The sequence below is a fragment of the Limosilactobacillus urinaemulieris genome (assembly GCF_932750685.1).
Taxonomy (GTDB): Bacteria; Bacillota; Bacilli; order Lactobacillales; family Lactobacillaceae; genus Limosilactobacillus; species Limosilactobacillus urinaemulieris.
The window spans coordinates 41600-66801 of the sequence record NZ_CAKOBX010000005.1 but is presented as its reverse complement, the minus strand read 5'-3'; the positions used below and the strand labels follow the sequence as shown (position 1 = coordinate 66801).

Sequence of the window (25202 nt, the reverse complement as noted above, 5' to 3'; positions counted from 1 at the left end):
ATAGCTGATGAATGACCAACAGAGAATCTATATGGCGATTGATCTGAAATCATTTTATGCATCGGTTGAGTGCATTGCTCATCATTTGAACCCGTTAAATGCTAACTTAGTTGTTGCAGATCGGTCACGAACTAATAAGACAATTTGTTTGGCAGTATCACCAGCTTTAAAGCAATTTGGAGTTCCTGGACGACCACGTTTATACGAAGTTCAACAAATTGTTGATCGGTTAAATCGGGAGCGGGCAAAGAAAGCAACGTGTCACCACCTTTCGAAACATGATTCAATTTATCGGGGGAAGTTGTTAAAGTCGCCTAATTTACGAATTGGTTTTCAAATTGTTCCGCCGCGGATGCACTTTTATATGGAAAAAAGCGCGGAGGTCTATGGAATATATCTACGGTTTATCAAACCCGAAAACATTCATACCTATTCAATTGATGAAGTAATGATGGACGTTACAGATTACCTTCACGATCATCAGGTATCGCCTCATACCTTAGCAAAAAAGATTATCCAACAAATTCAGTTAGAAACCGGAATTACTGCAACGGCCGGGATTGGTACAAACCTTTACTTAGCAAAAGTTGCGATGGATATTGTTGCTAAACGAATTCCTGCTGATCAAGATGGTGTCCGGATTGCCCAAATGAATGAGTATCAATATCGTCGCTATCTTTGGGCACATCAGCCCCTGACGGATTTTTGGCGGATTGGTCGCGGTTATGCAAAACGATTGGAAAAATTAGGCTTGCATACTATGGGTGACATTGCCCGTTGTTCGCTTGGTAAATTGTCGGATCCGTTCAATGAGGAAATCCTCTACCGTGAGTTTGGGAAAAATGCTGAGTTGCTAATCGACCATGCTTGGGGACATGAGACAGCAACTATCGCGGATATTAAAAACTACCATTCAGAAGAACACGGAATTTATTCCAGTCAAGTATTGATGAAACCGTATAAGTATCATGAAGGGCTAGCCGCGGCTCAGGGGATGGTTGATTCAGTTGCATTGAGTATGGTTAAGCGACATGTAGTCAGTGCTGATTTTGGCATTGTCATTAACTACGATCCGCAGAGTCTTCAATATGCGCCAAACTATCAGGGACCGGTAGTTGAAGATTTTTATGGCCGAAGAACAGCTAAGCCCAGTCACGCGCACCGAAAGCTTGATCTGCCAACAGCCGCTGGTTCAGAATTAAGGCAAATCTATAAAGAGTTGTATAAAAAATGTACTAATCCTAGCCTACTAATCAGGAAGATAACGTTAATTGTGACTCACATGATTGATGAAGATGTTGCAGCGCAAACCCCGCACTTCAAACAGGTTAATCTTTTTGAGGATCCGCAAAAGGAAATTAAGCAAGAGCAAGCAGCGGCAATTAAGCGGCAACGTGACCAAAAACTGCAAGCGACGATTCTTAAACTTCAGCAGAAACTAGGTAACAAAAACGTTATCCTTCACCTAGCAGATTTGAAAAAGGGATCGACAACTAAGGAACGAAATGATCAGATTGGGGGTCACCAAGCATAATAATGAATGAAAAGGAAATAATTGAGCAGAAATTATTTAGTGATACTTCTCAGTATAACGATATCATGAAGCGCCCTTATCAACATTCAAAGGGACATATGCCAATGCTGCAGTCAGATCGTGCTGGTCAATTTTCCCCTTTTGCAGCTTTGACGGGGTTTAATAATTTAATTCATCAAAAGGCACTAATTTATTCTCATAAAAAGTATCTTCCTGCCAAAGTGCAAACACACTTGCTTAGTGTCCTCCAGTCTTTAGCAGGAACGAAACAAACAGTTGTGATTAACTACTTCAATGATGAAGTTGGTTACTATGAAGAATTTCGTGATCAGGTATCGGTAGTTAAGCTTGAGCGGGGGAGAGTCTTCTTTAACCACCATCCAGCCATTGCACTTGCCAATATTAAACAGGTTCGTCAATGATGAGTGCTGTATAATGGTGAGGACATAAAATACACTAACTGAGCAATTGAAGAGGGAGTAGTTTTGAAAGCAATTTGGCGTAATCTTTGCCAGTATTCAAAGAATTTTTGGCAACATTGGATATCTTTTATTATCTTATTTGTAGGGATAGATCTTGCTAACCAGCTGATCTTTATCCCGCTTTTTCGGTTAGCAACGACCTACATCTTGCAAGCGGGCGGAATCCCATTTATCTCTTACCAAAATATTGGAATACTAGTGACACAACACACAATGGTAGTTATTGGACTATTAGTTGAATTAGTTCTCTTGCTTCTTGTGATCTATTGGCAGTTTGCGTGTCTTTTATTGGGACTTCGGCTGATTTTGGGAAACCAAATTAGTTTCAAACGTTTGATGAAGGAGTCATGGTTGGTGATGCAGAATATTCGTCCTGGATCTTTGCCATTAATGCTTCTTTATTTTGTCCTAGTTCTCCCCTTTGTTGATCTAGTATTTCGGACACCACTATTATCAAAGGTTCAAATTCCTGAATTTATCTTTGATTTTATGACGCGGAGTAATGTGCTTTTAGCTGGATTGCTTATTTTCTACGTTATTATTACGATTCTCGGTATTCGGTTGATCTTAACCTTGCCTTTGATGATTTATCAACGATATCGGACTCGTGATGCTTTAGTTGAGAGTTGGCGACTTACCCAAAAATTAAAATGGTGGCAATACGTTAAACGGTTAATTGTTCTTGGAATAGTGACCACAGTTAGCCTGGGGCTGTTTTACCTATTAATCTACGGATTGCAGACGGTAATGGATTTATTTCCCGGGAAAATAGCGTTTGGAATGGCGATATTTAATTTGACCTTAGTTCAAGTAATTAGTGAATTATTGACAATTTGGACAGGAACAATTGCACTACAGGTGGTGATTTCCCTAATTGATGATTTTTCAGCAGATAAGGAGCAAGTAAGGGGAAGCAGCTGGTATGGTTGGACATTTTTCACCTTATTAGCAATATTTGCTGGAGGCCTTATCGTGGTTAATAATTACTATTATCTCAAGGGTTCTGGATTAACGCGACCAGTTACCATTTCTCACCGAGGAGTTGCAGAAGAAAATGGTGTTCAAAATACAATTCCCGCAATGAAAAAGACCCATCGTCTGCAGCCAACGTATGTTGAGATGGATATTCATGAAACTAAAGATCATCAATTTGTGGTACTCCATGATGAAAACTTAAAGAAGTTAACGGGAATTAACAAAACTCCCCATGAATTAACGTTAGCTCAACTAACTAAGTTGACGGCACGTGAAAACGGGCATCGGGCAAAAATTGCTAGTTTTGATCAGTATCTTAATGCAGCGGAAAAACTGCATCAAAAATTATTGATTGAAGTAAAGACAACCCCTGCAGATTCTAAGGGGATGCTTAAACGGTTCAATCGTCAATATGGAAACCGAATAATTCAGGATCATGATTTAGTCCATTCACTCGATTACCGTGTTGTTACGGGATTAAAACAATTGAACCCTAAGTTAAAGGTCTTACACATCCAACCGTATAATTTCTCCTACCCGCAGAGTATTGCTGATGGATATTCGATGGAATACTCCACGCTGAACTTCGAGTTTATTCAGCAGGCACACCACCAGAAAGATATGGTTTATTCCTGGACGGTCAATGATGCCGATGTTATGAAGCAGATGATGTATAACCATGTTGATGGGATCATTACTGACAACTTAGGTGAGTTAAATTCAACTATCGATGATTATTTAGGTTCACAGAGTTATGCTAACCGGATTCTTAATTTTATTTTAGCTGTTCCTTCAAGTGGGGGACTAGAACCATAATCGAGTTAATTTAAATTGGTTAATCTCTGAAGAATTATTAATAGTTCAGCACTAATTATTTGCCTAGCTTAATTCGATGGCATTATAATTATGATATAGCTATTAATAATTTTATAAGAGATGGGGCGATTGTGATTAATACAAAGCAAAAAATTCCGCGAAAACTTTCTTTCATGTCGATTTACTTTTTAGGGATTAATGGAATTGTTGGCTCTGGAGCTTTCTTGTTACCACAAGAAATTTATAAGGATATGAATTTGACGGGGGTTTTAGTAATGCTGTTTGCAGCCGTAACGGTTAGTTTAATTGCCCTTTGTTATGCTGACTTAGCCAGTCGTTTTTCTAATTCGGGAGCTGCCTGGATTTATTCCTATAATGCATTTGGGCGTTTTTGGGGCTACGAAGTCGGTATTTTTGTGTGGTTCATGGGCTGTTGTACACTGGCTGCTGAGACAGTTGCTCTTTTGACTACCTTAAAAAGTTTTCTTCCAATTTTTAATAATAATTGGCTCTATTATTCAAGTGTATTCGGATTGATTATCTTTTTTGCAATTGTCAATTTCTTTGGACGAAGAATTGTTAAAGCGTTAGATAACCTTTCTTCGGCCGCCAAGATGCTGACAATTATTATCTTTATTGTTGTTGGGATCTTCTTTATTCACTTTACAAACTTTTCTCCTGTCATTCCAAAGACAGCAACCACTGGCTTAATGCCGTTTGCAAAGCATTTTGGGGCGGCATTTAGTGTTACCTTTTATATGTTTGCTGGCTTTTCGTTTATTCCAATTGCCGCTAAACAAATGAAAAATCCAGAAAAAAATATTCCGAAAGTATTGGTTACAGTAATGTTAAGTGTTACCATCCTTTACGCATTAATGATGGTCGTTGCAATTGGGATTCTGGGACCAGCAACTGCGAAATATAGCACACCAATTGCCCATGCCTTTAAAAATGGAGTTGGTGAGTGGGGATATATATTAGTGATTATAGGTATGTTAATTAGTATTTTTGGAGTTGCCTTTGCAATTTCATTTGATACTCCATCCTTACTTTCTTCTCTTGCGAGTGAGCACCGAATGTTGCCAAAGTGGATTGGCAAAAAAAACAAATATGATGCTCCATGGGTTGCAGTTCTGGTAACAGCAATAGTAGCATTATTTCTTGTTACCCAATCATATATTTTCTTGGTATCCTGTATTGTGTTAGCTAGTTTTGTTCAGTATGTCCCGTCAATTCTCTCGGTAATTAAATTTGAGCATACTGGACAATTTCCAAGTAATGGATTTAAACTGCCGGGAAAAGATGTAATTCCGGTAGTTGCCTTAATAATTTCTGCGTACATGATTACTAACTTTACTATTAAGACATTAATGGTTGCCGTAGTCGTGGCTGCTTTGGCTGCGCTCTCCTACTTCTGTATGAAACGGTATAATGAGAAACAACACTAAATATAGCAAAAACTGTGATAAACTTAGTGTAATTATTTAGTAGTAATTGAGGAGAAATTAATGAAGATGGTTCTGGATAGGCTGTTAACGGTTATCGATATCGTTATGACAGCGATAATAGAATTAGTTGCCAGTACGCTATAAAAGGTTGTTCTAAATAAAAGCAAGAAGCTGAAAATTTAATTTCAGATTTCTTGCTTTTTATAATTATATTAAGGATCCCTTATTGCTAAAGTGTTTTCCGAAAGCTTGTTATAATAAAAACTAGTTAAAAGATAATAGGAGTGTTGATCATGTCGATCTATGGCCCTTATGAAGAAACATTAGAGGCAATTCTTTCTGACGTTGAGGAACGAATTCGCCAATTAAATCAACAAGAAATTGATAATCATCGACCAAAGTTATATGAACACTTAATTGGGCGGGTCAAAACAGCCGCCAGTATGGAAGAGAAATGCCAAAGAAAAAACTACCCATTAACGGTCGAGTCTGCATTGCGTCGGTGTCGGGATGCTGTAGGAATTCGAATTGTTTGCAACTTTATTAGTGATATCGACCGGTGTCTTGCGATCCTGCGTGATGCTGATTGGTGTTCAGTTGTTAAAGAGAAAGACTATATTACAAAGGCAAAGCCAAATGGATACCGGAGTTATCACTTAATTTTAGATGTAAGCGAGAACTATCGAGATGTTGATGGTCAAAATCCTGGTCATTTCTATGTAGAAATCCAGTTGCGAACAATTGCAATGGATTCTTGGGCTAGTTTGGAACATGAAATCAAATACAAGCACCAGATAAAGAACCCAGAACGAATTGGTAAGGAATTGAAACGGTGTGCGGATCAGCTTGCTTCCTGTGATATTCAGATGGAAACCATTCGACAACTAATTCAAGAAGATTAGGTGGTAATTGAACATGAGAATTTTACTTGCAGAAGATGAAGAGCAACTGGCACGGGTGTTAAAAATGGCCATGGAGCAAAGCAACTATCAAGTAGACGCTGTTGGTGATGGTCAGAAGGCAGTTGAGCTTTCAAACAAAAATGCTTATGACGTAATTATTTTAGACATTATGATGCCGGTAAAGGATGGTCTTGAAGCGCTAAAGGAAATTCGTGCCCGTGGTGACCGAACCTATATTATGATGTTAACCGCGATGACTGAAGAGGATGATCGAGTTAATGGACTAGATTTAGGGGCTGATGATTATTTAACAAAGCCGTTTTCACTTAAGGAACTGCTTGCTCGATTACGGTCACTAGAACGGCGAACAAAAGAATATAGTGATGAGAAGCTCCAGTTCGCTGATCTGCATCTAGATAGTAATGAGCAGGTTCTGGAAAGTAGTAACTCAATTAGCTTATCGCGAGAAGAAACTCAAATGCTAGAGTATTTTATTCTTAATGCAGGCAAGCAGTTAACCGCTGCTGATCTGCTTCGCCATGTTTGGACTACTGATGATGAGGCTGATACTGAAGAAGTTTGGATTAATATTTGTTATTTACGTCAAAAACTGCAGTCAATTCAGTCAAAAGCAAAAATTGTTGGTGAAAAGGGTGGCCCATATCGGTTAGCGGGGTGAAAAATAGATGATTCGACATTTTCGGAAACAATTTATTGCCTTTTCAACGTGTGCGCTGTTACTAGTCATTGTCACGATTGTGGGAAGTATCAGTTCAATTACTTATTTTCGCGCGCATCAAGAAGTTAATTCCGTTTTACGGATTTTGAGTGATAATGAAGGCGAGATGCCGGCACGGATGATTCCCAATCAGCCCCAATTATTTTCGCAACCTCACTTTACGCGTGAGAGCCTTTACCAGTACCGTTATTTTAGTGCCACGCTTAATCGACAAAATAAGCGAATGGCCATTCAGGACGACCATATTCTATCTGTCACTCCAGGAGAAATTCAAAAGTTGACGCAACGAGTATTGAAACGTCAACGAACCCAAGGACGAATCTTTTATAAGCAAACGGTTTATGCTTATCGAGTAAAAAATAATGGTGGAAAAATCAATGTTGTTTTTTTGGACGAAAGTTTAATGCTAACGAAAGCGCGTGAGGTTACGTATTTAGGAATCTTTCTCGGAACAATTAGTTTACTGCTTTATACGGTTGTTCTTGTTTTGTTCTCTAATTCAGCAATTCGACCAATTATTCAAGCAGAAAAACGGCAAAAAGAATTTATTACGAATGCGGGTCACGAACTAAAGACGCCATTAAGTGTTATTTCAGCGAATACTGAAATGCAAGAATTGTTGAATGGTGAAAATGACCTAACGAAAAGTACAAAGGAGCAGGTTGGACGGTTAACGAAGCTGATTAATTATTTTGTTTCGTTAGCGCGGCTGCAGGAACAACCGCAAATGACTCTATCTGTAATTGATGCGAGTCAGATTACTAATCAGGTTGCTGATAATTTCAAGAACGTTATTCTTCAGGACGGCAAACACTTTAAGAAGTCTGTCACTTCTGATCTCGCAGTAAGGGCGAATGAACATTACTTTTATGAGCTAGTTAGTATTCTACTTGATAATGCTAATAAATACTGTGATCCGCACGGGGATGTTTTCTTGAACTTGAAATTGGGTAAACGAAAGAAAAATGTTATCCTTTCCGTCACTAACTCATTTGTGGATGGTAAGGATGTAGATTATAATCGGTTCTTCGAGCGGTTTTATCGCGAAGATAAGGCCCGAACAGTCAGTAAGAAGAAGTCGGGCTATGGAATTGGCTTATCAATGGCCCAAAGTATTGTTAAGAGCTTTGGCGGACAGATTAAAGCGAGTTATTCCAATGGGAAAATTTCGTTTATCGTCACAATTAAAAGGCAAATTAAAAATAAGTAATTGACATCTGGAAAAATCAGTGTAGTATTCTAATCAAGATTTAATGAAAGGAGCCAAAACAATGAAAACACGTTATCAAAACAGTTGGCAAGCTTGGTACACTTTTGATCGTATTTAGTGTTTTCACACGGGTACGGTCATTTTGAGGTTTCTCAAAGCGTACCTGTGTTGGCTCGATAAATTATCAAAGACCACACAGTTCAGTACTGCGTGGTCTTTTTGGATCTTCCAAACCATTTACGCTTCGAGATCGGTTTTTGAACAGTAAATGATATTGGAGGATTTTTTATGTCTGGAGTAATTTCTTTAACAATCCTACTAGTGATTTATGCCGCTAGCGAATATATTTCCCGAAAAACTAACGGAATTATTGACACGGTTCTAACGATTTCAGTTTTAGCGTTAATCGGCTTCTGGACTGGAATCTTGCCGAAAAATCTTTTCTCAAATAGTGGGGTTGAAGAATTTGGGATGGCAATTGTTGGATTGATGTTAGCCTCACTTGGAACCACGATTAACCTTGCTGAGCTAAAGCGTCAATGGAAGGTGGTTATGATTGCGATCCTTGGAGCAATCAGTTCATGTGTTTTAATTGTCGCTGTTGCCGTACTAGTAAAACAGAAGAACTTTGGCATTGTCGGTGCTCCGATCTTTGCTGGCGGAAATGCTGCAACATTGGTCTTGTTAAATGCTATGCGGGCAAAGAATATGCAAATGCTGTCCACCTACGCCTTAGCAGTGCTAACATTCCAAAACATAATCGGAATTCCAATCGCTACTTATGCAATGCGGCGGGAAGCTCACCGTCTTCTTCAGGGTGGCAGATCGGAGCTTCAGGAAGGACGAACCGAGATTACTACGCGACGTCGCCCATTACAATTATCAGCACTTTTTGATACACCAATTATTAACCTTGCTAAGTTGGGTCTGGTTGCCTCATTAAGCTATGGGGTTAGCCTTTTGATTCACGGCACGATTAATTACCTGGTTCTGTGCTTTATTCTAGGGATTATTTTCAATCAATTAGGTTTCCTTGACGATCATATTATGGATAAAACCGCCTCTAGTGGCATGATTACATTCTTAGTAACCATCGTGATCTTGGCAAGCCTTGCGAATACGACGCCACAAACTGTGATGTCTGTTTTGCTCCCATTATTAGTTTGCCTGATTGTGGGAATGATTGGGGTAGTGATAACTTCTTTCTTTACCGCAAAAATCTTTAATGTTTCACGTGAAATGGCAATTGCGTTGGGAATGACATGTACTTTCGGTTTCCCAACTACAATGATTTTATCTCAGGAAATAGCAGCAAGCGCTGGACAAACAGAGGCGGAACAAGTAGCACTAGAGAATTATTTCTTACCAAAAATGATTACTGCTGGATTAGTCACCGTTACTTTAGTATCAGTATTCTTTGCTGGTTTCGCGATTAATTATTTATAAAAATTAAGACGATTAATTGAGCGGAGGAGATAACAATGAATCAAATTACGAATTATTTACAGGAACAATTTTTGGCAATGATTGAACTAACGAAGAAAATCATCAATGTCGATAGCCCGTCTAATGACATTGATGGTATTCAAAAAGTAGCGGATATTCTTAGCGCAAAAATGCGCGAAATCGGAATGCAAACTCGTCAACGAGATAGCGGAAAGCAAGGGATGGTTTTAATCGGTGAGCTACCAGGAGAAAAAGACCTTCAGCCAGTGATTTTACTTGGTCACATGGATACCGTTTTCCCAAAAGAAACCGTAAAGCAACGGCCGTTTAAGATTGAGGGGGATCAAATGACGGGTCCGGGAATCTTTGATATGAAACCGGGATTGGTGATTAGCCTATTTGCAATTCAAGCTCTGGTAAAACTGAAGTTGAATCGGCGCCCAATTAAAATGATCATCGTGAGTGACGAGGAAAAGCTCCACATGGATTCAAATACGTACGATATTATTGCAGATGAGTGCCGAGGTGGTGCCTATGGCCTTAATCTTGAAGGGACAAAGGACGATCCAAGTCATGTTGGAACCCATAACCGTGGTGGGATGATTGTTGATGTTACTGTTCATGGCCGAGCTGCCCATTCAGGAGCGGAACCAGAGAAGGGACGAAGCGCAATTATTGAATTGGCTCACCAGATTATTAAATTAAGCGCACTCAGCGATTTACAAGCAGGTGTCCATGTGAGTTGTGGAGTGATTAAGGGTGGGACTAGTGAGAATATTATTCCAGATCGGGCAACGACTAGCTTGGGTGTTCGGTTTAGGACGAACCAGCAACGAGATCGGTTACTGGAGCGAATTAAATTAATTGCTGCTACGCCAACCATTCCAGATACAACCACTACGGTAAAAGTGCGGACGAAGATCGATAGTATGGAAGAAACGCCAGCAGTTAACGAGCTTTTTACTGAATTAAACCAGGTTGCTCAACAGGTTGGCTATGGTAAACTCCAAGCTGTTGGTGGCGGTGGGGCATCCGATGCGGGGATTATGGTTTCTCGGGATGTCCCGACGATTGATGCTTTAGGAGTTGTCGGGGATGGCGCACATAGTGAAGAAGAACGGGCTAGTGTGAAGTCGCTACTGACGAGATCATCACTGATTGCTAACTTTATTGCTCAAAGGGGCTAATGCTGATTTCGTTAGTTAATAAAAATGGGGTAAACTGTAACTAACGAATAAATTAATTAGGGAGCGATCAGAATGAAACTAACGGAAGCAATTAATTCTCGTCATTCAGTTCGGCAGTTTACGGATCAGCCTGTTGATCGGGATCTCATTAAGAAAGTTGTGAAACTAGCGCAGCGGACCCCATCATGGGTTAATTCGCAGCCATGGCAGGTTTATTGTGCAATGGGCAAATCATTGGCACAAATTAAGGTAGCCTATCATGAGGAAGATCTAGCAGGAAATCACGGGCATCCTGATTTGGCAGTGATGTCACGGGAAGACTGGAGCGATGGAACGCAGGCAAATATGAAACAGTGGCGACATGGTATTGTTCACCACTTTGCAACATTTGACGAGGCTCACCAACAAATGACTGAAGCTAGTCAGACGCTCTACAATTCTCCGGTCATCCTCTACATCACGATTCCAAAAGCTTCACCTGATTGGTCGATTCTGGACGCGGGAGCATTTGCTCAAACACTAATGTTAGCGGCAACTGATCTGGGCTTGGCTTCAATTCCAACCTATAATAGTGTTCGTTTTCCTGATATTTTACACAAAATTTTGAAGGTCCCTGCGGATGAACGATTTATTGTGGGAATTTCTTTAGGGTACGAAGAGAATACAGATATTAACACTTATAAATCTGAGCGACGTCCACTAGATGAGGTGCTGCATTTTAGTGATTAATGGATAGAGCTGAATCTATACAGTAAAAAAATAAGAGATCTTGAAAAATCATCTGATTCTTCAAGATCTCTTTTGACTTTTATTAGAAGTTAGTAGTGTTTTTACTGCAACTGAGTCGAGATCTGCTCGCCAGGAACTTGCTAGAGCTAACAACCTCCCTCCCAGATGCTTTCAGCATCCAGGAGGGAGAAATTGTTAGCTTTCCGCAAGTTCTCTGCTGGCTCACACTCTTTCTTTAATAATCCCCATTCATGATGGAGTTTTTAACGATTACGTAATCGACGCGGCGGATTGATTCAAGGTCACGACCACCAGCGTATGAAATTGATGATTGAAGATCCTCTTGCATTTCGCGAAGAGTATCTTTAATTGAACCCCGGTAAGGAACGAGCATTTGTTTACCTTCAACGTTACGGTAAGCGCCCTTTTGGACTTCGGAAGCGGAACCCCAGTATTGCTTATAACGCTTACCGTCAATTGTGATGATGTGACCTGGTGATTCAAGGTGACCAGCAAGCATTGAACCGATCATTACCATTGAGGCACCGAAACGGACAGACTTAGCAATATCACCATTATGGCGGATCCCACCGTCAGCAATGATTGGCTTACGGGCGGCCTTAGCACAAAGGCGAATTGCTGCTAACTGCCAGCCTCCAGTCCCAAAACCGGTTTTTAGTTTAGTAATGCAGGCCTTACCAGGACCAACACCAACTTTAGTCGCATCTGCCCCTGCATTTTCCAAGTCACGAACTGCTTCAGGAGTTGCGACATTTCCGGCGATCACGAATGCGTTGGGAAGGTTTTTCTTGATGTATTGGATCATTTTAATAACAAAATCGGAATGACCATGGGCAACATCAATTGTAATGTATTCTGGATCTAAATGTTCGGCTTTTAGTTGATCGATAAAGTCATATTCAGCATCCTTAATTCCAACTGAAATAGAAGCAAAGAGCCCGCGTTTATGCATCCGTTTAACGAATTCAGCACGCTTTTCGGGTTCAAAGCGGTGCATCACATAGAAGTAATCATTTTGGGCGAGCCAAATAGCGAGGTCTTCGTTGATCACGCTTTCCATGTTTGCCGGTACAACAGGGATCTTGAATGTCTTTGGCCCAAACTTAATGCTGGTATCAGCCTCTTTCCGGCTTTTAATAATGCACTTGTTTGGGACTAGTTGGATGTCATCGTAATCGAATGTTTGCACGAGAACAGCTCCTTTACTTTCTTAAAAATTCCGTATGCTATTATGCACTGTTTACTGATTATCGTCAATAAAAAACATCGGACATTTATAAAAATGTTCAGAAAAATTGTTCGTTATCTCCTTGACGAAGATCCTGAAGTCCGGTAATATAGTGAAGTAAAAACGTCTTTTACAAATTAATAGTTTGAGGTGAAAGAATAATGTCATCAGTTGTGATTGTAGGTAGTCAATGGGGAGACGAAGGGAAAGGTAAGATGACCGATTACCTTAGTCAAGAAGCGGATGTTGTTGTCCGTTCCCAAGGTGGAAATAATGCCGGTCACACAATTGCGTTCGATGGCAAGAAGTTTGCTTTGCGGCTTGTGCCATCCGGAATTTTTGGTAAAGATAAGTTAGCGGTTATCGGTAACGGTGTTGTTATTAACCCGCCTGCATTATTGAAGGAATTACACTACCTTCAAGATAACGGAATTGACATCTCTGGCTTGCGGATTTCCAGCCGTTCCCACGTGACATTCCCTTACCATATTCTTTTGGATAAGTGCCAAGAAGCAGCTAAGGGTGATCACAAAGTTGGAACTACCAAGAATGGGATTGGACCTACATACATGGATAAGGTTTCCCGTGTTGGTATTCGGATGTGCGACTTGTTAGAAAAGGATACCTTTGAAACTAAGTTACGCCGGAATTTAGCTGAAAAGAACGAATTGTTCACTAAGTTGTACCACGTTGATCCAATTAACTTCGACGATATTTTCGAAAGTTACTATGAATACGGTCAAGAGTTAAAGAAGTATGTTACTGATACTTCCCGGATCGTTAACGATGCCCTTGATAGTAACAAAAAGGTTCTCTTTGAAGGAGCTCAAGGGGTAATGCTTGATGTTGATCAAGGTACCTACCCATACGTTACTGCATCCAACCCAATCGCTGGTGGTGTATGTACTGGTGTCGGTGTTGGTCCAAACAAGATTAATACTGTTGTTGGAATCTGTAAGGCTTACTCAACCCGTGTTGGTGCTGGTCCATTCCCAACAGAATTAACCGATGAAATTGGTGATCAAATTCGGGAAACCGGTCATGAATACGGAACTGTTACTGGCCGTCCTCGTCGTGTTGGCTGGTTTGACAGTGTGGCAATGCGTCATGCACGACGCGTTTCAGGTTTATCCTGCCTTAGTTTAAACCTGTTAGACGTCCTTACTGGTTTGAAGACCGTTAAGATTTGTAAAGCTTACAAGCTTGACGGGAAGGAAATTGATTACTACCCAGCTAGCTTAAAGGAACTTGACCGGTGCGAACCAGTTTATGAAGAACTCCCAGGTTGGGATGAAGATATTACTGGTGTAAAGAAGTTCGAAGACTTACCAGTTAACGCTCAAAACTACCTTAAGCGGATTAGCGAGTTATCCGAAACCTCACTCGCAACTGTTTCCGTTGGTGCCGACCGGATCCAAACCATCATTGTAAAGGATCCGTGGAGCTTGTAGAGTGCCTTCGCTCCAAAGAGTTTTCGGAAAGCTAGCAATTTCTCCTGACGAAGGCGACTTGCGCCTAGGAAGGAGGTTGCTAGCTCTAGAAAACTCGAGCGAAGCACGTTTCGACTATACTGCAGTAGCGCATGTTAGCTCTAGCAAGTTTCTAGCGAGCAGATCTCGACTCAGTTGTCTAGAATAGCTAGGCGGAAGTTGCGGTCACGGCGAGCACGTTTCCACTCTGTTATAGTCGGACACGCTAGCTCTAGAAAACTCGAGCGAGGGAGTGAACCAGAAAACTTGTTTTCGTCTGTGAACCCCCGCAAGGATGATTAGACTTCTCGTTATCGACTTGTTGATGCGAGAAGTCAATCAGCTACTGCGACAGTTTTGACTGTATAGCAATAGAACGCTAGCTCACCCACATAATTCAAATAAACATTCTAAAAAGCTAATCGCTAGGAAAACCTACGATTAGCTTTTTCTTTCATGTGCTATAATGCAAACGGATTAACAAGAAAATGTGGAGGATACTATGGCAAAACCAGTTTTAACGATTCAACGACACTATCTTGATTGGCCACTGGGACAGTCAATCGTCAATTCAGAATTGATTAACCAGTTTGGAATTAAAGCAACGAGTGATGGTCGTGACCTAACCGATAAGATTATATTTAACTTAACCCAAGTTAACATTAACCAGCAGGGTGAATATCCAATTGCCGTTACAGTAATGGATAGTGATGGTCAAACTGCATCAGATCACTTAACCTTAAATATTAAGCCTCGAGAACAAGTCCAATCACAATCGAATCGGGATCACCAATCAACTGCACCGAAAAAACATCATCGTGGCTGGTTAGTAGCATTGATCATTTTACTGGCAATAATTGTTGTATGGTGGGCGGTTTCAGCACATAACCGTAATCAAAATCAACAAGCTAATAATGCTGAGCAAAGCAGCCAAATTAGCGATAACTCCAGTAGCATTAGTGAGCTGAGTTCTGATAACCAAAAACTTGCGGAACAGGTTGCCGCGCTTCGTGGTGCTGCTCGGCAATACGAAAAAGATCATGACCAACAAGAACTCCAAAACCATTTGAATAATATTTCAAACCAAAATCAACAGATTGAGAATCAGCTAAGCAGTAATTCCGCTAAGCAAAAACTGAATGACATTGACCAGACTATTACTCAGGTTCAACAAGACCCTGATAATGCTACTAGCACAGTTAATAACCTTAAAAACAAGGATGGCTTCAGTCAGATTTGGGACAATATCACTTCCATGATGGAAAATTGGTTAAGTAAGCACGCTAGTCAGAGTAATAGTAACCAATGATAATTATTGACAGGCTTAGACGAGACGCTTAAAATACTGGTAATAAGAGAAATATCGCCTTTAACCTGATTCCGTGAAATCAAGAAGGAATAAATAAGTAATTAGACCCTTCCTCACAGTTTCAGTGAAGAAGGGTTTTGTAAAAATAAATTGATTAAGGGGAAGTGACCAGAATGGCCCATGAAATTGTTGATGGATCAAGTATGCAACGGGCATTAACACGAATTACTTACGAAATTATTGAACAGAATAAAGGGGTTGAAAACCTTGTCTTTGTTGGGATTAAGACCCGGGGAGTTTACCTTGCTGAACGATTAGCTAAGCGGCTAAACCAACTTGAAAATGTTGAAATCCCAGTTGGCGCGCTCGATATTACCTTATATCGGGATGATCGGCACATTCCCGATCACCATAAGGAACCAACAGTTAAGACATCTTCACTTGGAATTGATATTAACGATAAGCATGTCATCCTTGTTGATGATGTTCTCTTTACTGGGCGGACAGTCCGGGCGGCCTTAGATGCCTTGATGGATATGGGACGGCCACAACAAATTTCACTTGCTGTGTTAGTTGACCGGGGTCACCGTGAATTACCAATTCGGCCTGACTTTGTTGGCAAGAACATTCCGACTGCAATGAATGAAACAGTTCACGTTGCCGTTGAAGAATATGACGGTCACGAAGATATTACAATCGAACATCACGAATAAATTCTGGATAACCATTTAATCTGCTCCAGTGAGGGCGAAACGGTGTTATAAGCGGAGAACGCAAAAGCACCAGGCTCTCTTTTCTGAGGAGCACTGGTGCTTTTTTAGGAGGAAAATTATGGAACGCTTTGAACCAATTGTTGCTATTGATGTCCCTGATAAGCGGGAGGCTGTTCAACTCTTTGATCGCCTTTCTAACGATACTGATCATATGCCGATTATCAAAATCGGGATGGAGTTATTCTACGCTTTTGGCCCTGGAATTATTAAACAAGCCAAGGAACGCGGATTTAGGATTTTTCTTGATCTAAAGGCGCACGATATTCCGAACACGGTTGAACGGGCAATGGCGCAAGTTGGTCGATTAGGAGTTGCATTTGTCACTGTTCATGCTGCTGGTGGAAGTGAAATGATGAAAGCAGGTTTACGTGGGTTGAAGCAAGGAGCTGCTGAAGCACGCAATTCAGTTCCTAAGATGTTGGCAATTACCCAGTTGACATCAATTGACGAGGAAATTCTTCACAACGAACAGAAGATTAACGGTACCGTAATGGAATCTGTTCAAAACTATGCCCGGTTGGCCGATGAGAGTGGCTTAGCAGGAGTAGTTTGTTCCGCTAAGGAGATTTCTGCAATTCGTGAAGTTACCAACCCGGACTTTCTTTGTATCACACCAGGGATTCGGCCTGACTTGAATACTCATGATGACCAGAAGCGGGTAGTGACACCAAAGCAAGCCGCCGAAATGGGAAGCAACGGAATTGTTGTTGGTCGGCCAATTACCCAAAGCGACGATCCGGTAGCAGCATACAAGAAGATTCGTCATGAATTTCTTGAAGGAGAAAACGCTGATTAGGCTGTTATTCTAATAAAAACAAGGAACTGAGAAAATTTTGTTTTTCTCAGTTCCTTATTTTTATTTTTTAAGGTAATGAAATCTTTCTAGTAGTTCACGTGAACGCTGGTCAGCGGGACGGTAGCCAATGTTGAAGGAGTGTTTGAAGTACATCATGTTGTAGAAAATTGCAAACACAAGTGAAGGCCACGGGAATTGCATTAACCAGTTTAAACCGAAAAAGAGAACTACTAATGCGTAATCAAGATCAAGGACGATCATTAAGAGAAAGTTATAGTAGTCGCCCCGGAATAGTGCTGGTAGGGGACCAAACCACAGCGTTGTCCATGAAATTCCCACTTTGGCGATCCTAATTTGCCCCTGATCGTTAACGACTTTGGCATAATTTGGCGGTAATGGGAGATTATTGAGATCAAACGGGTTTTGGTCATTATTATTGTTATTACCAAATGGGTTTTGCATTAATCTTCTCCTTCTTTCATATTATAAGTATAAATTTTAACACAAACTGATTACAAGTCCTAATATCACTGCTTTTGTTATGGTACACTTAACCTGTTAACGTAGAAAAGGAGAAAAGCAATGTTATTCTTTCTGAACGATAATATTCAGCATAATAAGTCAGGCATTGAACACGCGCAAATCAAGCGGTTGCACCTGTTTGAGATGTTTGACGAACCAGCTAAGATCGTTACCCGGAAGTATTCAAATGAACTTCACATGGTAACTGAAGAAGCAGGGATTGCTGATGAAGACTTTGTAAACTTATTTGATTATTTCCAAGAAGCACGGGTTTTTCCACAAAAAGATGTCACCATTAAGGATGTTGATATCGATCCTACCTGGGACCGTAAAGCTGACGGAATCAACTATAACTACTATCGAAACGGTAACCGAATCATGTATGTTCGGCGGCGTAATGATAAGGAAAAGCATATCATTAACCTTCAGTACTTTGATCACTTTGGCAAGTTATTGAAGGTTAGCTGGTATGATAACCGTGGATTTATCTCGGTTGAACAAGTTTACGACTGGGATGGCAATATTGCAACTGAAAACTACCTGCGCCCAGATGGTACCGTTGCTATTCAACTAGAACACCAAAAGAATAAGCGGAATAAGAATGTTGATACTTACCATCTCTTTAACTATAAGGGCCACGATTACCAATTTGCTAATTTAGATGAGTTAACTCGGTTCTTCTATGATGAACTAGTTACTGATCCTGAAATTACTAAGGGTGAACCGATGGGATTGGTTGTTGACCGGGCGTATGAAGTTGGCTGGTCAGTGCTTCACATGAAACATCGTGTCTTCCGTGCAATGCAATTGCATAACGATCATGTCAACGACAATAGTGACATGATTCATTCAACCTTAAATTACAACTACACTTGGGGATTAAACCACATCAAAGACTGGGATGGCATCATCACCTTAACTCCTCAACAACAAAAGGATGTTAAGGATCGGTTTGATAAGTACGGAACTAAGATTTACCGAATTCCAGGACCAATCGTACCAAAAGCTGTCTTAGAAGCTGACCATATTCCATTTGCTAAGCGGACAAAGGATCAAGTAGTAATGGTTGCCCGGCTTTCCCCAGAAAAACAACAAGATCAATTGTTAAAGGCATGGCCACAAGTCTTGGCAAAAGTTCCAACTGCCAAATTAGACTTCTGGGGATACGCTAATGATAACTTTGACAAGACCTTAAAACGAATTGTAAAGGAAGAAAAACTAGAAAATACTGTTACCTTCCATGGCTACACTAATGATCCGAACGCGGTTTACAACGATGCTCAGTTGCTGATCTTGCCTAGTCGAGCTGAAGGGTTGCCATTGTCATTGGTTGAAGCGCAATCGCACGGTTTGCCAATCATTGCTAATGATATTAAGTATGGACCTGCAGACGTTGTAATTGATGGCCAAGATGGTCTCCTAACAACGAATGGTGACATTGATGGTTTAGCTAAGGCAATTATTAGCCTCCTGACAGATCAAGAAAAGCTTGCTCAGTTCAGTGAAAACGCCTATAAGGATAGTGAACGTTACTCTGAACCAAACGTCATGAAGCTTTGGAACGAATTAGTTGATGATATGAAAGCAAAGGAGGCCGCTAACTAATGTTCTTTTTCGTTAACCAATACTTATTGAGCAACGATTCTAGTATTGAACACGCTGAAATGAAGCGGCTGAAGCTCTTTAAGGATCACAATACAGCAGCTAAATTAGTTACTCGGAATTACGATCAAATTATCCACGCGACCCTACAACGGTTTGGCTTAACTGATGATCAACTCGTTAACATGTATGACTTCTTTGCAGGTACGACAGATTACACTGGCGAAGGACTCCATGTTAGTGATCTTGATTTGCCAATTGACTACCAAGTCGGAACTGGAAATAACTACCAGGAAGTTATGGACGGGGATCGGTTAGTTTGTATTGTTTACTTCACTGGGGGCACAATCGGTCTTGTTAATCACATTGATTGGTTTGACGTTGCCGGAAACATTACCCTTCGTCAACAGTATGATCTGCGAGGCTTCAAGTCCGTTGACCAATTCTTCGGTGAAGATGGCCAGATTAGCTTAGAACGTTATTACCGTCCTGACCAAACCTTCTATATGGAACGGTACTATGTTAAGTCTGTTCAAAACACCCCGATCAATTCGTTGAACATCTTAAAAGACTATAACGGTAAGGATTACTTCTTTGATAGTGAAGAAGACCTATTTGCTTTCTTCTTGGATGAATTGAACAAGGCTAATGGGGAAAACAATGTCTTTATCGCTGACCGTCCAGCAATCGCAATCCAACCAGTAATGAATATGCAGACCGCTGCTAAGAAGTACCTATGGATGGCAATGAACCATGTTAATGATGGTGATAACCTAAAGAATGGTCCATTAAATGCAATGCTTCAGGGGCCACTAACCACGAACCTGAACAAGTGGGATGGCATTATCACCATGACAGAAGGCCAGGCTGAAATGATTCGGAAACGGATTAATAATAAGAAGCCTGTTTATGCAATTAATGGGGTTCCAGTTAAGACAAATATTCAACGGGCTGACATGAAATATCGGCTTGCTGGCCAAATTATCTATGTTGGTCGTCTTGGCGAAGATAAGCAAACTGGTAAGTTGATTGATATCTTCATCAATATTCATAAGAAGGTACCAAATGCTAAACTGACCCTTTATGGTTATGGTGCGCCTGATGATGTTAATCGCTATAAAAAACAGGTTGCTGATGCTGGCTTAAATGGTGTCGTGACCTTTGCTGGTTACCAAGTAAATCTTGAAGCAGCTTATAATACTGCTCAATTATTCATGGATACCAGTCGGATCGATGCCCAACCATTAGCAATGGGTGAAGCACTGGCTCATGGTGTTCCTGTGGTTACCTATGATTACATGTATGGCCCAAGCGAAATGGTGAAGTCCGGGGTTAACGGTGAATTAATTCCATTGAATAGTGCAAAGAAGATGGAAAAGGCAGCTGTAAATATCCTGACAGATTCAACGCTTCTGCAAAAACTAAGTACTGGTGCTTATGATTCATTAGATGGTATTAGCAATCTTAATACCTGGAAACAATGGACAGCATTACAAAACTAAAGTAAAAGAGGAATTCGGAAAAGTCCGAATTCCTCTTTTATTTACGTAATGAAAGTTTCACAACCGCTTCACACCGGGTTGTTTGGGGCATCATATCGACTGGTTGAATGTAGTCGACATGGTAGACGCTAGTTAAACGGCCAAGGTTCCGAGCAAGGGATGCCATGTTACAAGAAACATAGGCGAACTTAGCAGGGCGTTCTTTAATGATCTGTTCAATCAGTTCATTATCAAGACCCGTACGTGGTGGATCGACGACTAAAGCGTCAAAGTGATGACCTTCTTTGCGCCATTTGGGGATGACATCCTCTGCAGCGCCAACTTCATAATGAACATTGGAAATACCATTAAGTTCAGCATTTTGTTTGGCATCTTCCACGGCTTCAGGGATTGTTTCCATCCCCCGGACTTCCTTAACTTGTCCCGCAAGCGATAAACCAATTGTTCCAATTCCTGCGTAGGCATCAATTAAGGTATCATTTGGTGATAGTTCTAGTGCCTTCGCTGCTTCTTCATACAACGTTTCGGTTTGCTCAGGATTCAGTTGTAAGAATGAACGGGCGGAAAGTTTGAAATCAAGGCCCATCAAACTTTCGGTAATGTATTCTTCGCCAGCTAAATGAATCATTTTATCGCCCCAAACCAGTGGGGTGTCACCCGGATTTACATTTTGCATTACTGAAACGACTTCAGGAAGCTGCTCCGCAATTGCTTCTAATAGTTGGTGTTTATGAGGTAACTTTGCCGTATTGGTAATGAATGTTAGTTGCAATTCTCCTGTTGCCCGTGATTCGCGGACAACTAGAGTCTTGATGATTCCGCTATTATGTTCTTCGTCATAAACAGGGATTGCTAACTGTTCGATTAGATTAACGACCGTTCGAACAACATGCATCGTTGCAGGCATCTGAACGGCACATTCTTTCATGTCAACGAGGTCGTGACTGTGCGCTTTATATAAGCCGGCAGCAACATGGCCGTCAATCATCCGAACTTGGAATGTAGCCTTGTTGCGGTAGCCATATTGGTGAGGTGCGGCGATTGTTGGACGAACATCATAGGCCCGGTAGCCATAAGGTTTGAACTTTTCGAGACTATCAAGAACAACTTGGCGCTTGAATTGTAATTGTTGTGGGTAGGCAAGTTTTTCAAGCTCGAAGCCCCCAGCAATATCAGCATAAGCATCACGAGGTTCAACCCGGTCACGGCTAGTTTTACGCAACCGGTGAACTTTAGCTTCGAGAAAACGGGGATGGACTGCCGTGACTTCTACGACGGCAACTTCATGGGGAAGGGTGCCGGGAACAAAGCAGACCTTATGCTTAAAATAACCGATCCCTTGACCATTAACTCCGAGACGACGGATGGTAAGAGGGAAACGATCACCAACTGCGACAGTGATATTTTCATGGTGACGATGTGGACGTGATTGAACCATAATTTTATCCGTTCCTTTCAAATAATTGCTGTTCTATTCTAGCATATTTAACAGATCAGGGAATTTTGTAACTATAACTAAATCTTTGTAGTTTTCCGTTGTTTTTTTACATCTAGTTATAGTAGAATGATTGTGAAATATTAATCAATAATGAGGAAGTGACATACTTGAAAATTGCTGCAATTGCCGGTTCAAACGCTAACCATTCTTATAATCGGATGCTACTAGAGTTTATGGCTCAACATTTTAAGGATCAAGATCAAATTGACGTGATCGATATTCGCCAAGTTCCGATGTTCAGTGAAAACTTTAAGGGTGATGTCCCAGAAGTTATCCAAGACATTGATCAGCGGATTAAGGCTGCTGATGCTGTTATTATTGCTAGCCCAGAATACAACCACTCAATTACTTCAGCATTGAAGAGTATCGTTGAATGGCTCTCATACAGTGTTCACCCACTTGCTGGCAAGCCTGTTATGACAATCGGTGCTTCAACTCATGATCAGGGTGCTTCACGGTCACAAGTACAATTACGTGATATCCTGATTTCACCAGGAATCAATGCTTTTGTCTACCAGGGAGACGAATTCTTTATGAGTAATGTTGCCGAATTAATGGACGAAGATGGCAATGTCACTGACGAAGGAACAATTAGCTTCCTTGAAAAATGCATGTCTGGTTTTCGCTACTTTGCCCAGGCAATCGATCAAATGGAAAAGGAGATGAAGAAATAATGATGAAAATTCTTGCTTTCGCAGGTACTGACGCAGATTTCTCATATAACCGTTTGCTATTACGGTTCATGAAGAAGCACTTTAAGCAAATGGCAGATATCGAAATCTACGAAGTCGGTAAGTTGCCACCATTTAGTGTTGATACACCTTTATCTGAACAAACAGAAGTCTGGAAATTAAAGCAAAAGGTTAAAGAAGCGGACGGTTTAGTCTTTGCTACTCCTGAATACGACCACGGGATTCCTGCTGTTCTTAAGTCTGCGATCGAATGGCTTTCTTACCACACTAATGTTATGTCTAAGAAGCCTGCAATGATCGTTGGGGTTGCTTACGGTCGTCAAGCATCAGCCCGTTCCCAAGTTCAAATGCGGCAAATCTTGATTTCACCTGACTGCAATACAAACTTATTGCCAGGTAACGAAGTCTTGATTGGTAATGTTCGGAACACATTTGCTAAGGATGGTCGGTTGATTGATCAAGCAGCAATCAATGATCTTGAACAAAGTTTTGAACACTTCATCGAATATATTCAAATTTTCCAAGATGTAGATAAGGAGGGTCTCCAAATGGCCGTTAAACAACCAACGATCAGTGATGCATACATCAACTTCCCTACTGGTCGCTTGACATTAAAAGAAGTTCAACAAATTTTCAGCACAATTCCATTTGAAATTGATCTGATCGATAGTACTGATCACTTTGCATGGTACTCAGACAAGCCAAATCGGGAACATGTTCGGAACACCGCTTCTCTCGGTGAAACTGTCCAAGAATGCCATCCACCAATGGCTGTCCCTGCTGTAATGAGCATTATCAACAGCTTCCGTGAAGGAAAGAAGGATGTAGTAACCCGTCCATTATGGATGAATGGTCACCGTTCATTGATTCAATACTATGCATTACGGGACATTAATGGTCATTACCTTGGCACAATTGAATTCACTGGTAGTGTTGAATGCATTTTGAACCTCTTTGAAAATGGTGCTTGGGGCAAGGATGCCACTACTGGTGCATCAAAGAACACTAACAATGCTCCAGCTACAGAAACAGAAGAAGACACTACAGTTGATGCATCAACTGGTGCATCAGAAAGTGATAGTTCTGAAGAAACTACTACTAACAACACCGCAGCAGTAGATAATGATAACGTAAGTGAAGATACGGATGCCACTACTGGCGCCTCTGAAACTGGAAGTGTCGATGCTGAAGACGACACAGCAGATGCATCTACTGGTGCGTCAGAAAACGATGACTAATAATTTGGTTGGGCAACGGCATTCCCTAGTTCATCATGCATTGGGAACACGGATTGTACTGACTATTTATGGGGATCAATATTACCCAGTGCTTGGGGAATCGATGCGGTTAATCGATGAATATGAGGACCGATTAACCGTTAATCGTGATGAATCAGAAGTAATGGATATTAACCATGCTGCAGGGCGGATTCCCAAGATTGTGTCACCATCTACTTACGAATTAATCAAGCTAGCGGTCAAGTATAGTCGTCAAAATTTTGGCTTTAATGCATTGATTGGTCCGTTAGTTAAGCTCTGGAAGATTGGCTTTGATGGGGCTAATGTTCCTGCGGATGCTGATATTCAAGAGCGTTTAAAACTAATCGATCCTTACAAGGTGCTCTTGAATGACGATAATCGAACTGTCTTCTTGGAAGAAAAGGGGATGGAGCTCGATCTAGGCGGGATCGCTAAAGGATATATTGCGGATCGAATTCGGGAACGCTGGATCAAAAAAGGAGTTCCTGCAGGCATTATTAACTTAGGCGGAAACCTGCTGTTTGTAGGTAAATCGCCGCGTCGTGAAGATGGTCAATGGGTTATTGGTGTCCAGGATCCACGACTAAAACGTGGTGAAGACGTTGAAGTTGTGCGGAAACCGGAATGTTCAGCTGTTACTTCTGGGATCTATGAACGGTTCCTTGAAGTTAATGGAAAGAAATACCATCACCTATTAGATCCACGGACAGGTTATCCTTTGCAAACCAACTTATCGAGCGTTACGGTATTTACCAAACAATCGGTAATGGGAGAGATTGAGGCTAAACGACTATTCTTTAATGGTAAGCCAATCCCTAGTTGGGAGAGTAAGCCAGAAAACCTGGGGGCAGTATTTATCGATCAAAATGAAAGAAAAGTAACAATAGACTGAAAAGGAAGAGGCTGAAATCTGAAGAGCTCTTTGATATTTCAAATTATAAATTGCCAAAACACTCAATTATCCTTGCGGGAGTGGGACTAAAAATTCACTAGAGATTTAGCTCCACTCCTTTTATTTAGTTAAAAGGAGAAAAATATATGAAATGATTTTCATATAATATTT

The 25202-nt window shown here is 40.9% G+C and carries 22 protein-coding genes; 19 read left to right on the top strand and 3 right to left on the bottom strand.

All coding sequences use genetic code 11. The annotated features are described in order from the left end of the window. Positions 1-7 precede the first annotated feature (7 nt). From MR181_RS04800 to MR181_RS04755, 10 genes are all read left to right on the top strand, one after another. On the top strand, positions 8-1534 hold the full coding sequence (locus tag MR181_RS04800) for a Y-family DNA polymerase (protein ID WP_242335528.1): 1527 nt from the start codon (positions 8-10) through the stop codon (positions 1532-1534). Positions 1535-1536: 2 nt separating this feature from the next. Then, positions 1537-1956, top strand: coding sequence for a hypothetical protein (locus tag MR181_RS04795; protein WP_242335525.1), 420 nt, complete (start codon positions 1537-1539; stop codon positions 1954-1956). Between the two features lie 63 nt (positions 1957-2019). Further along, on the top strand, positions 2020-3807 hold the full coding sequence (locus MR181_RS04790) for a glycerophosphoryl diester phosphodiesterase membrane domain-containing protein (RefSeq protein WP_242335521.1): 1788 nt from the start codon (positions 2020-2022) through the stop codon (positions 3805-3807). 173 nt (positions 3808-3980) lie between these two features. After that, positions 3981-5255 (top strand): APC family permease, encoded by a 1275-nt coding sequence (locus MR181_RS04785; RefSeq protein WP_242335726.1) that lies wholly within the window; start codon positions 3981-3983, stop codon positions 5253-5255. 293 nt (positions 5256-5548) lie between these two features. Beyond that, positions 5549-6157 carry a GTP pyrophosphokinase gene (locus MR181_RS04780; RefSeq protein ID WP_242335518.1) on the top strand — a complete coding sequence of 203 codons (609 nt, stop codon included), beginning with the start codon at positions 5549-5551 and terminating at the stop codon, positions 6155-6157. A 13-nt stretch (positions 6158-6170) separates the two neighbouring features. After that, the gene (locus tag MR181_RS04775) at positions 6171-6836 is read left to right on the top strand and encodes a response regulator transcription factor (RefSeq protein WP_242335515.1); all 666 of its coding nucleotides are present in this window, start codon (positions 6171-6173) and stop codon (positions 6834-6836) included. A gap of 7 nt (positions 6837-6843) precedes the next feature. Continuing rightward, on the top strand, positions 6844-8106 hold the full coding sequence (locus MR181_RS04770) for a sensor histidine kinase (protein ID WP_242335512.1): 1263 nt from the start codon (positions 6844-6846) through the stop codon (positions 8104-8106). Positions 8107-8394: 288 nt separating this feature from the next. Then, complete coding sequence (locus tag MR181_RS04765) at positions 8395-9552, top strand: 2-hydroxycarboxylate transporter family protein (protein WP_242335509.1); 1158 nt, start codon at positions 8395-8397, stop codon at positions 9550-9552. A gap of 35 nt (positions 9553-9587) precedes the next feature. After that, the gene (locus MR181_RS04760) at positions 9588-10739 is read left to right on the top strand and encodes a M20/M25/M40 family metallo-hydrolase (RefSeq protein ID WP_242335506.1); all 1152 of its coding nucleotides are present in this window, start codon (positions 9588-9590) and stop codon (positions 10737-10739) included. Positions 10740-10811: 72 nt separating this feature from the next. Then, complete coding sequence (locus MR181_RS04755; protein WP_242335502.1) at positions 10812-11468, top strand: nitroreductase; 657 nt, start codon at positions 10812-10814, stop codon at positions 11466-11468. Between the two features lie 235 nt (positions 11469-11703). On the opposite strand, the gene MR181_RS04750 is transcribed toward MR181_RS04755, so the two are convergent. Next, positions 11704-12678, bottom strand: a complete 975-nt coding sequence (locus MR181_RS04750; protein WP_242335499.1) for a GMP reductase — start codon at positions 12676-12678, stop codon at positions 11704-11706. A gap of 200 nt (positions 12679-12878) precedes the next feature. Here MR181_RS04750 and MR181_RS04745 point away from each other — a divergent pair, with 200 nt between their 5' ends. The 4 genes from MR181_RS04745 (at position 12879) to pyrF (ending at position 17064) form a co-directional block, all read left to right on the top strand. Further along, a complete protein-coding gene (locus MR181_RS04745; protein ID WP_242335496.1) occupies positions 12879-14168 on the top strand; it encodes an adenylosuccinate synthase in 1290 nt (429 codons plus the stop codon). A 520-nt stretch (positions 14169-14688) separates the two neighbouring features. Further along, complete coding sequence (locus MR181_RS04740) at positions 14689-15495, top strand: DUF5011 domain-containing protein (RefSeq protein WP_242335493.1); 807 nt, start codon at positions 14689-14691, stop codon at positions 15493-15495. A gap of 173 nt (positions 15496-15668) precedes the next feature. Then, a complete protein-coding gene (gene pyrR, locus MR181_RS04735) occupies positions 15669-16208 on the top strand; it encodes a bifunctional pyr operon transcriptional regulator/uracil phosphoribosyltransferase PyrR (protein ID WP_003716245.1) in 540 nt (179 codons plus the stop codon). Between the two features lie 118 nt (positions 16209-16326). Continuing rightward, entirely contained in the window at positions 16327-17064 is a 738-nt protein-coding gene (gene pyrF, locus MR181_RS04730; RefSeq protein ID WP_102168545.1) for an orotidine-5'-phosphate decarboxylase, read from the top strand. Positions 17065-17124: 60 nt separating this feature from the next. Here pyrF and MR181_RS04725 read toward each other — a convergent pair whose 3' ends face one another. Further along, positions 17125-17526: a hypothetical protein gene (locus tag MR181_RS04725; protein WP_102168546.1), complete on the bottom strand. Its 402-nt coding sequence runs from the start codon at positions 17524-17526 to the stop codon at positions 17125-17127. 120 nt (positions 17527-17646) lie between these two features. Between MR181_RS04725 and asp1 (MR181_RS04720) the strand changes: the two genes are divergently transcribed. Both asp1 (MR181_RS04720) and asp1 (MR181_RS04715) read left to right on the top strand, forming a co-directional pair. Continuing rightward, positions 17647-19191, top strand: coding sequence for an accessory Sec system glycosyltransferase Asp1 (gene asp1, locus MR181_RS04720; protein WP_242335490.1), 1545 nt, complete (start codon positions 17647-17649; stop codon positions 19189-19191). Next, a complete protein-coding gene (gene asp1, locus MR181_RS04715; RefSeq protein ID WP_242335487.1) occupies positions 19191-20690 on the top strand; it encodes an accessory Sec system glycosyltransferase Asp1 in 1500 nt (499 codons plus the stop codon). The genes asp1 (MR181_RS04720) and asp1 (MR181_RS04715) overlap by 1 nt, the downstream gene beginning before the upstream one ends. A gap of 37 nt (positions 20691-20727) precedes the next feature. On the opposite strand, the gene rlmD is transcribed toward asp1 (MR181_RS04715), so the two are convergent. Further along, positions 20728-22128, bottom strand: a complete 1401-nt coding sequence (rlmD, locus tag MR181_RS04710) for a 23S rRNA (uracil(1939)-C(5))-methyltransferase RlmD (protein WP_242335484.1) — start codon at positions 22126-22128, stop codon at positions 20728-20730. Between the two features lie 167 nt (positions 22129-22295). Between rlmD and MR181_RS04705 the strand changes: the two genes are divergently transcribed. From MR181_RS04705 to MR181_RS04695, 3 genes are read left to right on the top strand one after another with little or no spacing between them, the layout of a single operon-like run. Next, complete coding sequence (locus MR181_RS04705; protein ID WP_242335481.1) at positions 22296-22862, top strand: NADPH-dependent FMN reductase; 567 nt, start codon at positions 22296-22298, stop codon at positions 22860-22862. Between the two features lie 2 nt (positions 22863-22864). Next, the gene (locus MR181_RS04700; RefSeq protein ID WP_340139456.1) at positions 22865-24118 is read left to right on the top strand and encodes an NAD(P)H-dependent oxidoreductase; all 1254 of its coding nucleotides are present in this window, start codon (positions 22865-22867) and stop codon (positions 24116-24118) included. Continuing rightward, positions 24111-25031 carry an FAD:protein FMN transferase gene (locus MR181_RS04695; RefSeq protein ID WP_242335723.1) on the top strand — a complete coding sequence of 307 codons (921 nt, stop codon included), beginning with the start codon at positions 24111-24113 and terminating at the stop codon, positions 25029-25031. Before MR181_RS04700 ends, MR181_RS04695 begins: the two co-directional genes overlap by 8 nt. Positions 25032-25202: the final 171 nt, after the last annotated feature.

What these genes read in the sequence shown, in the direction of transcription:
- MR181_RS04800 (WP_242335528.1), top strand. Translation starts at nt 8, where the DNA reads ATGAATGACCAACAGAGAATCTATATGGCGATTGATCTGAAATCATTT.
- MR181_RS04795 (WP_242335525.1), top strand. Translation starts at nt 1,537, where the DNA reads ATGAATGAAAAGGAAATAATTGAGCAGAAATTATTTAGTGATACTTCT.
- MR181_RS04785 (WP_242335726.1), top strand. Translation starts at nt 3,981, where the DNA reads ATGTCGATTTACTTTTTAGGGATTAATGGAATTGTTGGCTCTGGAGCT.
- MR181_RS04780 (WP_242335518.1), top strand. Translation starts at nt 5,549, where the DNA reads ATGTCGATCTATGGCCCTTATGAAGAAACATTAGAGGCAATTCTTTCT.
- MR181_RS04775 (WP_242335515.1), top strand. Translation starts at nt 6,171, where the DNA reads ATGAGAATTTTACTTGCAGAAGATGAAGAGCAACTGGCACGGGTGTTA.
- MR181_RS04770 (WP_242335512.1), top strand. Translation starts at nt 6,844, where the DNA reads ATGATTCGACATTTTCGGAAACAATTTATTGCCTTTTCAACGTGTGCG.
- MR181_RS04765 (WP_242335509.1), top strand. Translation starts at nt 8,395, where the DNA reads ATGTCTGGAGTAATTTCTTTAACAATCCTACTAGTGATTTATGCCGCT.
- MR181_RS04760 (WP_242335506.1), top strand. Translation starts at nt 9,588, where the DNA reads ATGAATCAAATTACGAATTATTTACAGGAACAATTTTTGGCAATGATT.
- MR181_RS04755 (WP_242335502.1), top strand. Translation starts at nt 10,812, where the DNA reads ATGAAACTAACGGAAGCAATTAATTCTCGTCATTCAGTTCGGCAGTTT.
- MR181_RS04745 (WP_242335496.1), top strand. Translation starts at nt 12,879, where the DNA reads ATGTCATCAGTTGTGATTGTAGGTAGTCAATGGGGAGACGAAGGGAAA.
- MR181_RS04740 (WP_242335493.1), top strand. Translation starts at nt 14,689, where the DNA reads ATGGCAAAACCAGTTTTAACGATTCAACGACACTATCTTGATTGGCCA.
- pyrR (WP_003716245.1), top strand. Translation starts at nt 15,669, where the DNA reads ATGGCCCATGAAATTGTTGATGGATCAAGTATGCAACGGGCATTAACA.
- pyrF (WP_102168545.1), top strand. Translation starts at nt 16,327, where the DNA reads ATGGAACGCTTTGAACCAATTGTTGCTATTGATGTCCCTGATAAGCGG.
- MR181_RS04725 (WP_102168546.1), bottom strand. Translation starts at nt 17,526, where the DNA reads ATGCAAAACCCATTTGGTAATAACAATAATAATGACCAAAACCCGTTT.
- asp1 (WP_242335490.1), top strand. Translation starts at nt 17,647, where the DNA reads ATGTTATTCTTTCTGAACGATAATATTCAGCATAATAAGTCAGGCATT.
- asp1 (WP_242335487.1), top strand. Translation starts at nt 19,191, where the DNA reads ATGTTCTTTTTCGTTAACCAATACTTATTGAGCAACGATTCTAGTATT.
- rlmD (WP_242335484.1), bottom strand. Translation starts at nt 22,128, where the DNA reads ATGGTTCAATCACGTCCACATCGTCACCATGAAAATATCACTGTCGCA.
- MR181_RS04700 (WP_340139456.1), top strand. Translation starts at nt 22,865, where the DNA reads ATGAAAATTCTTGCTTTCGCAGGTACTGACGCAGATTTCTCATATAAC.
- MR181_RS04695 (WP_242335723.1), top strand. Translation starts at nt 24,111, where the DNA reads ATGACTAATAATTTGGTTGGGCAACGGCATTCCCTAGTTCATCATGCA.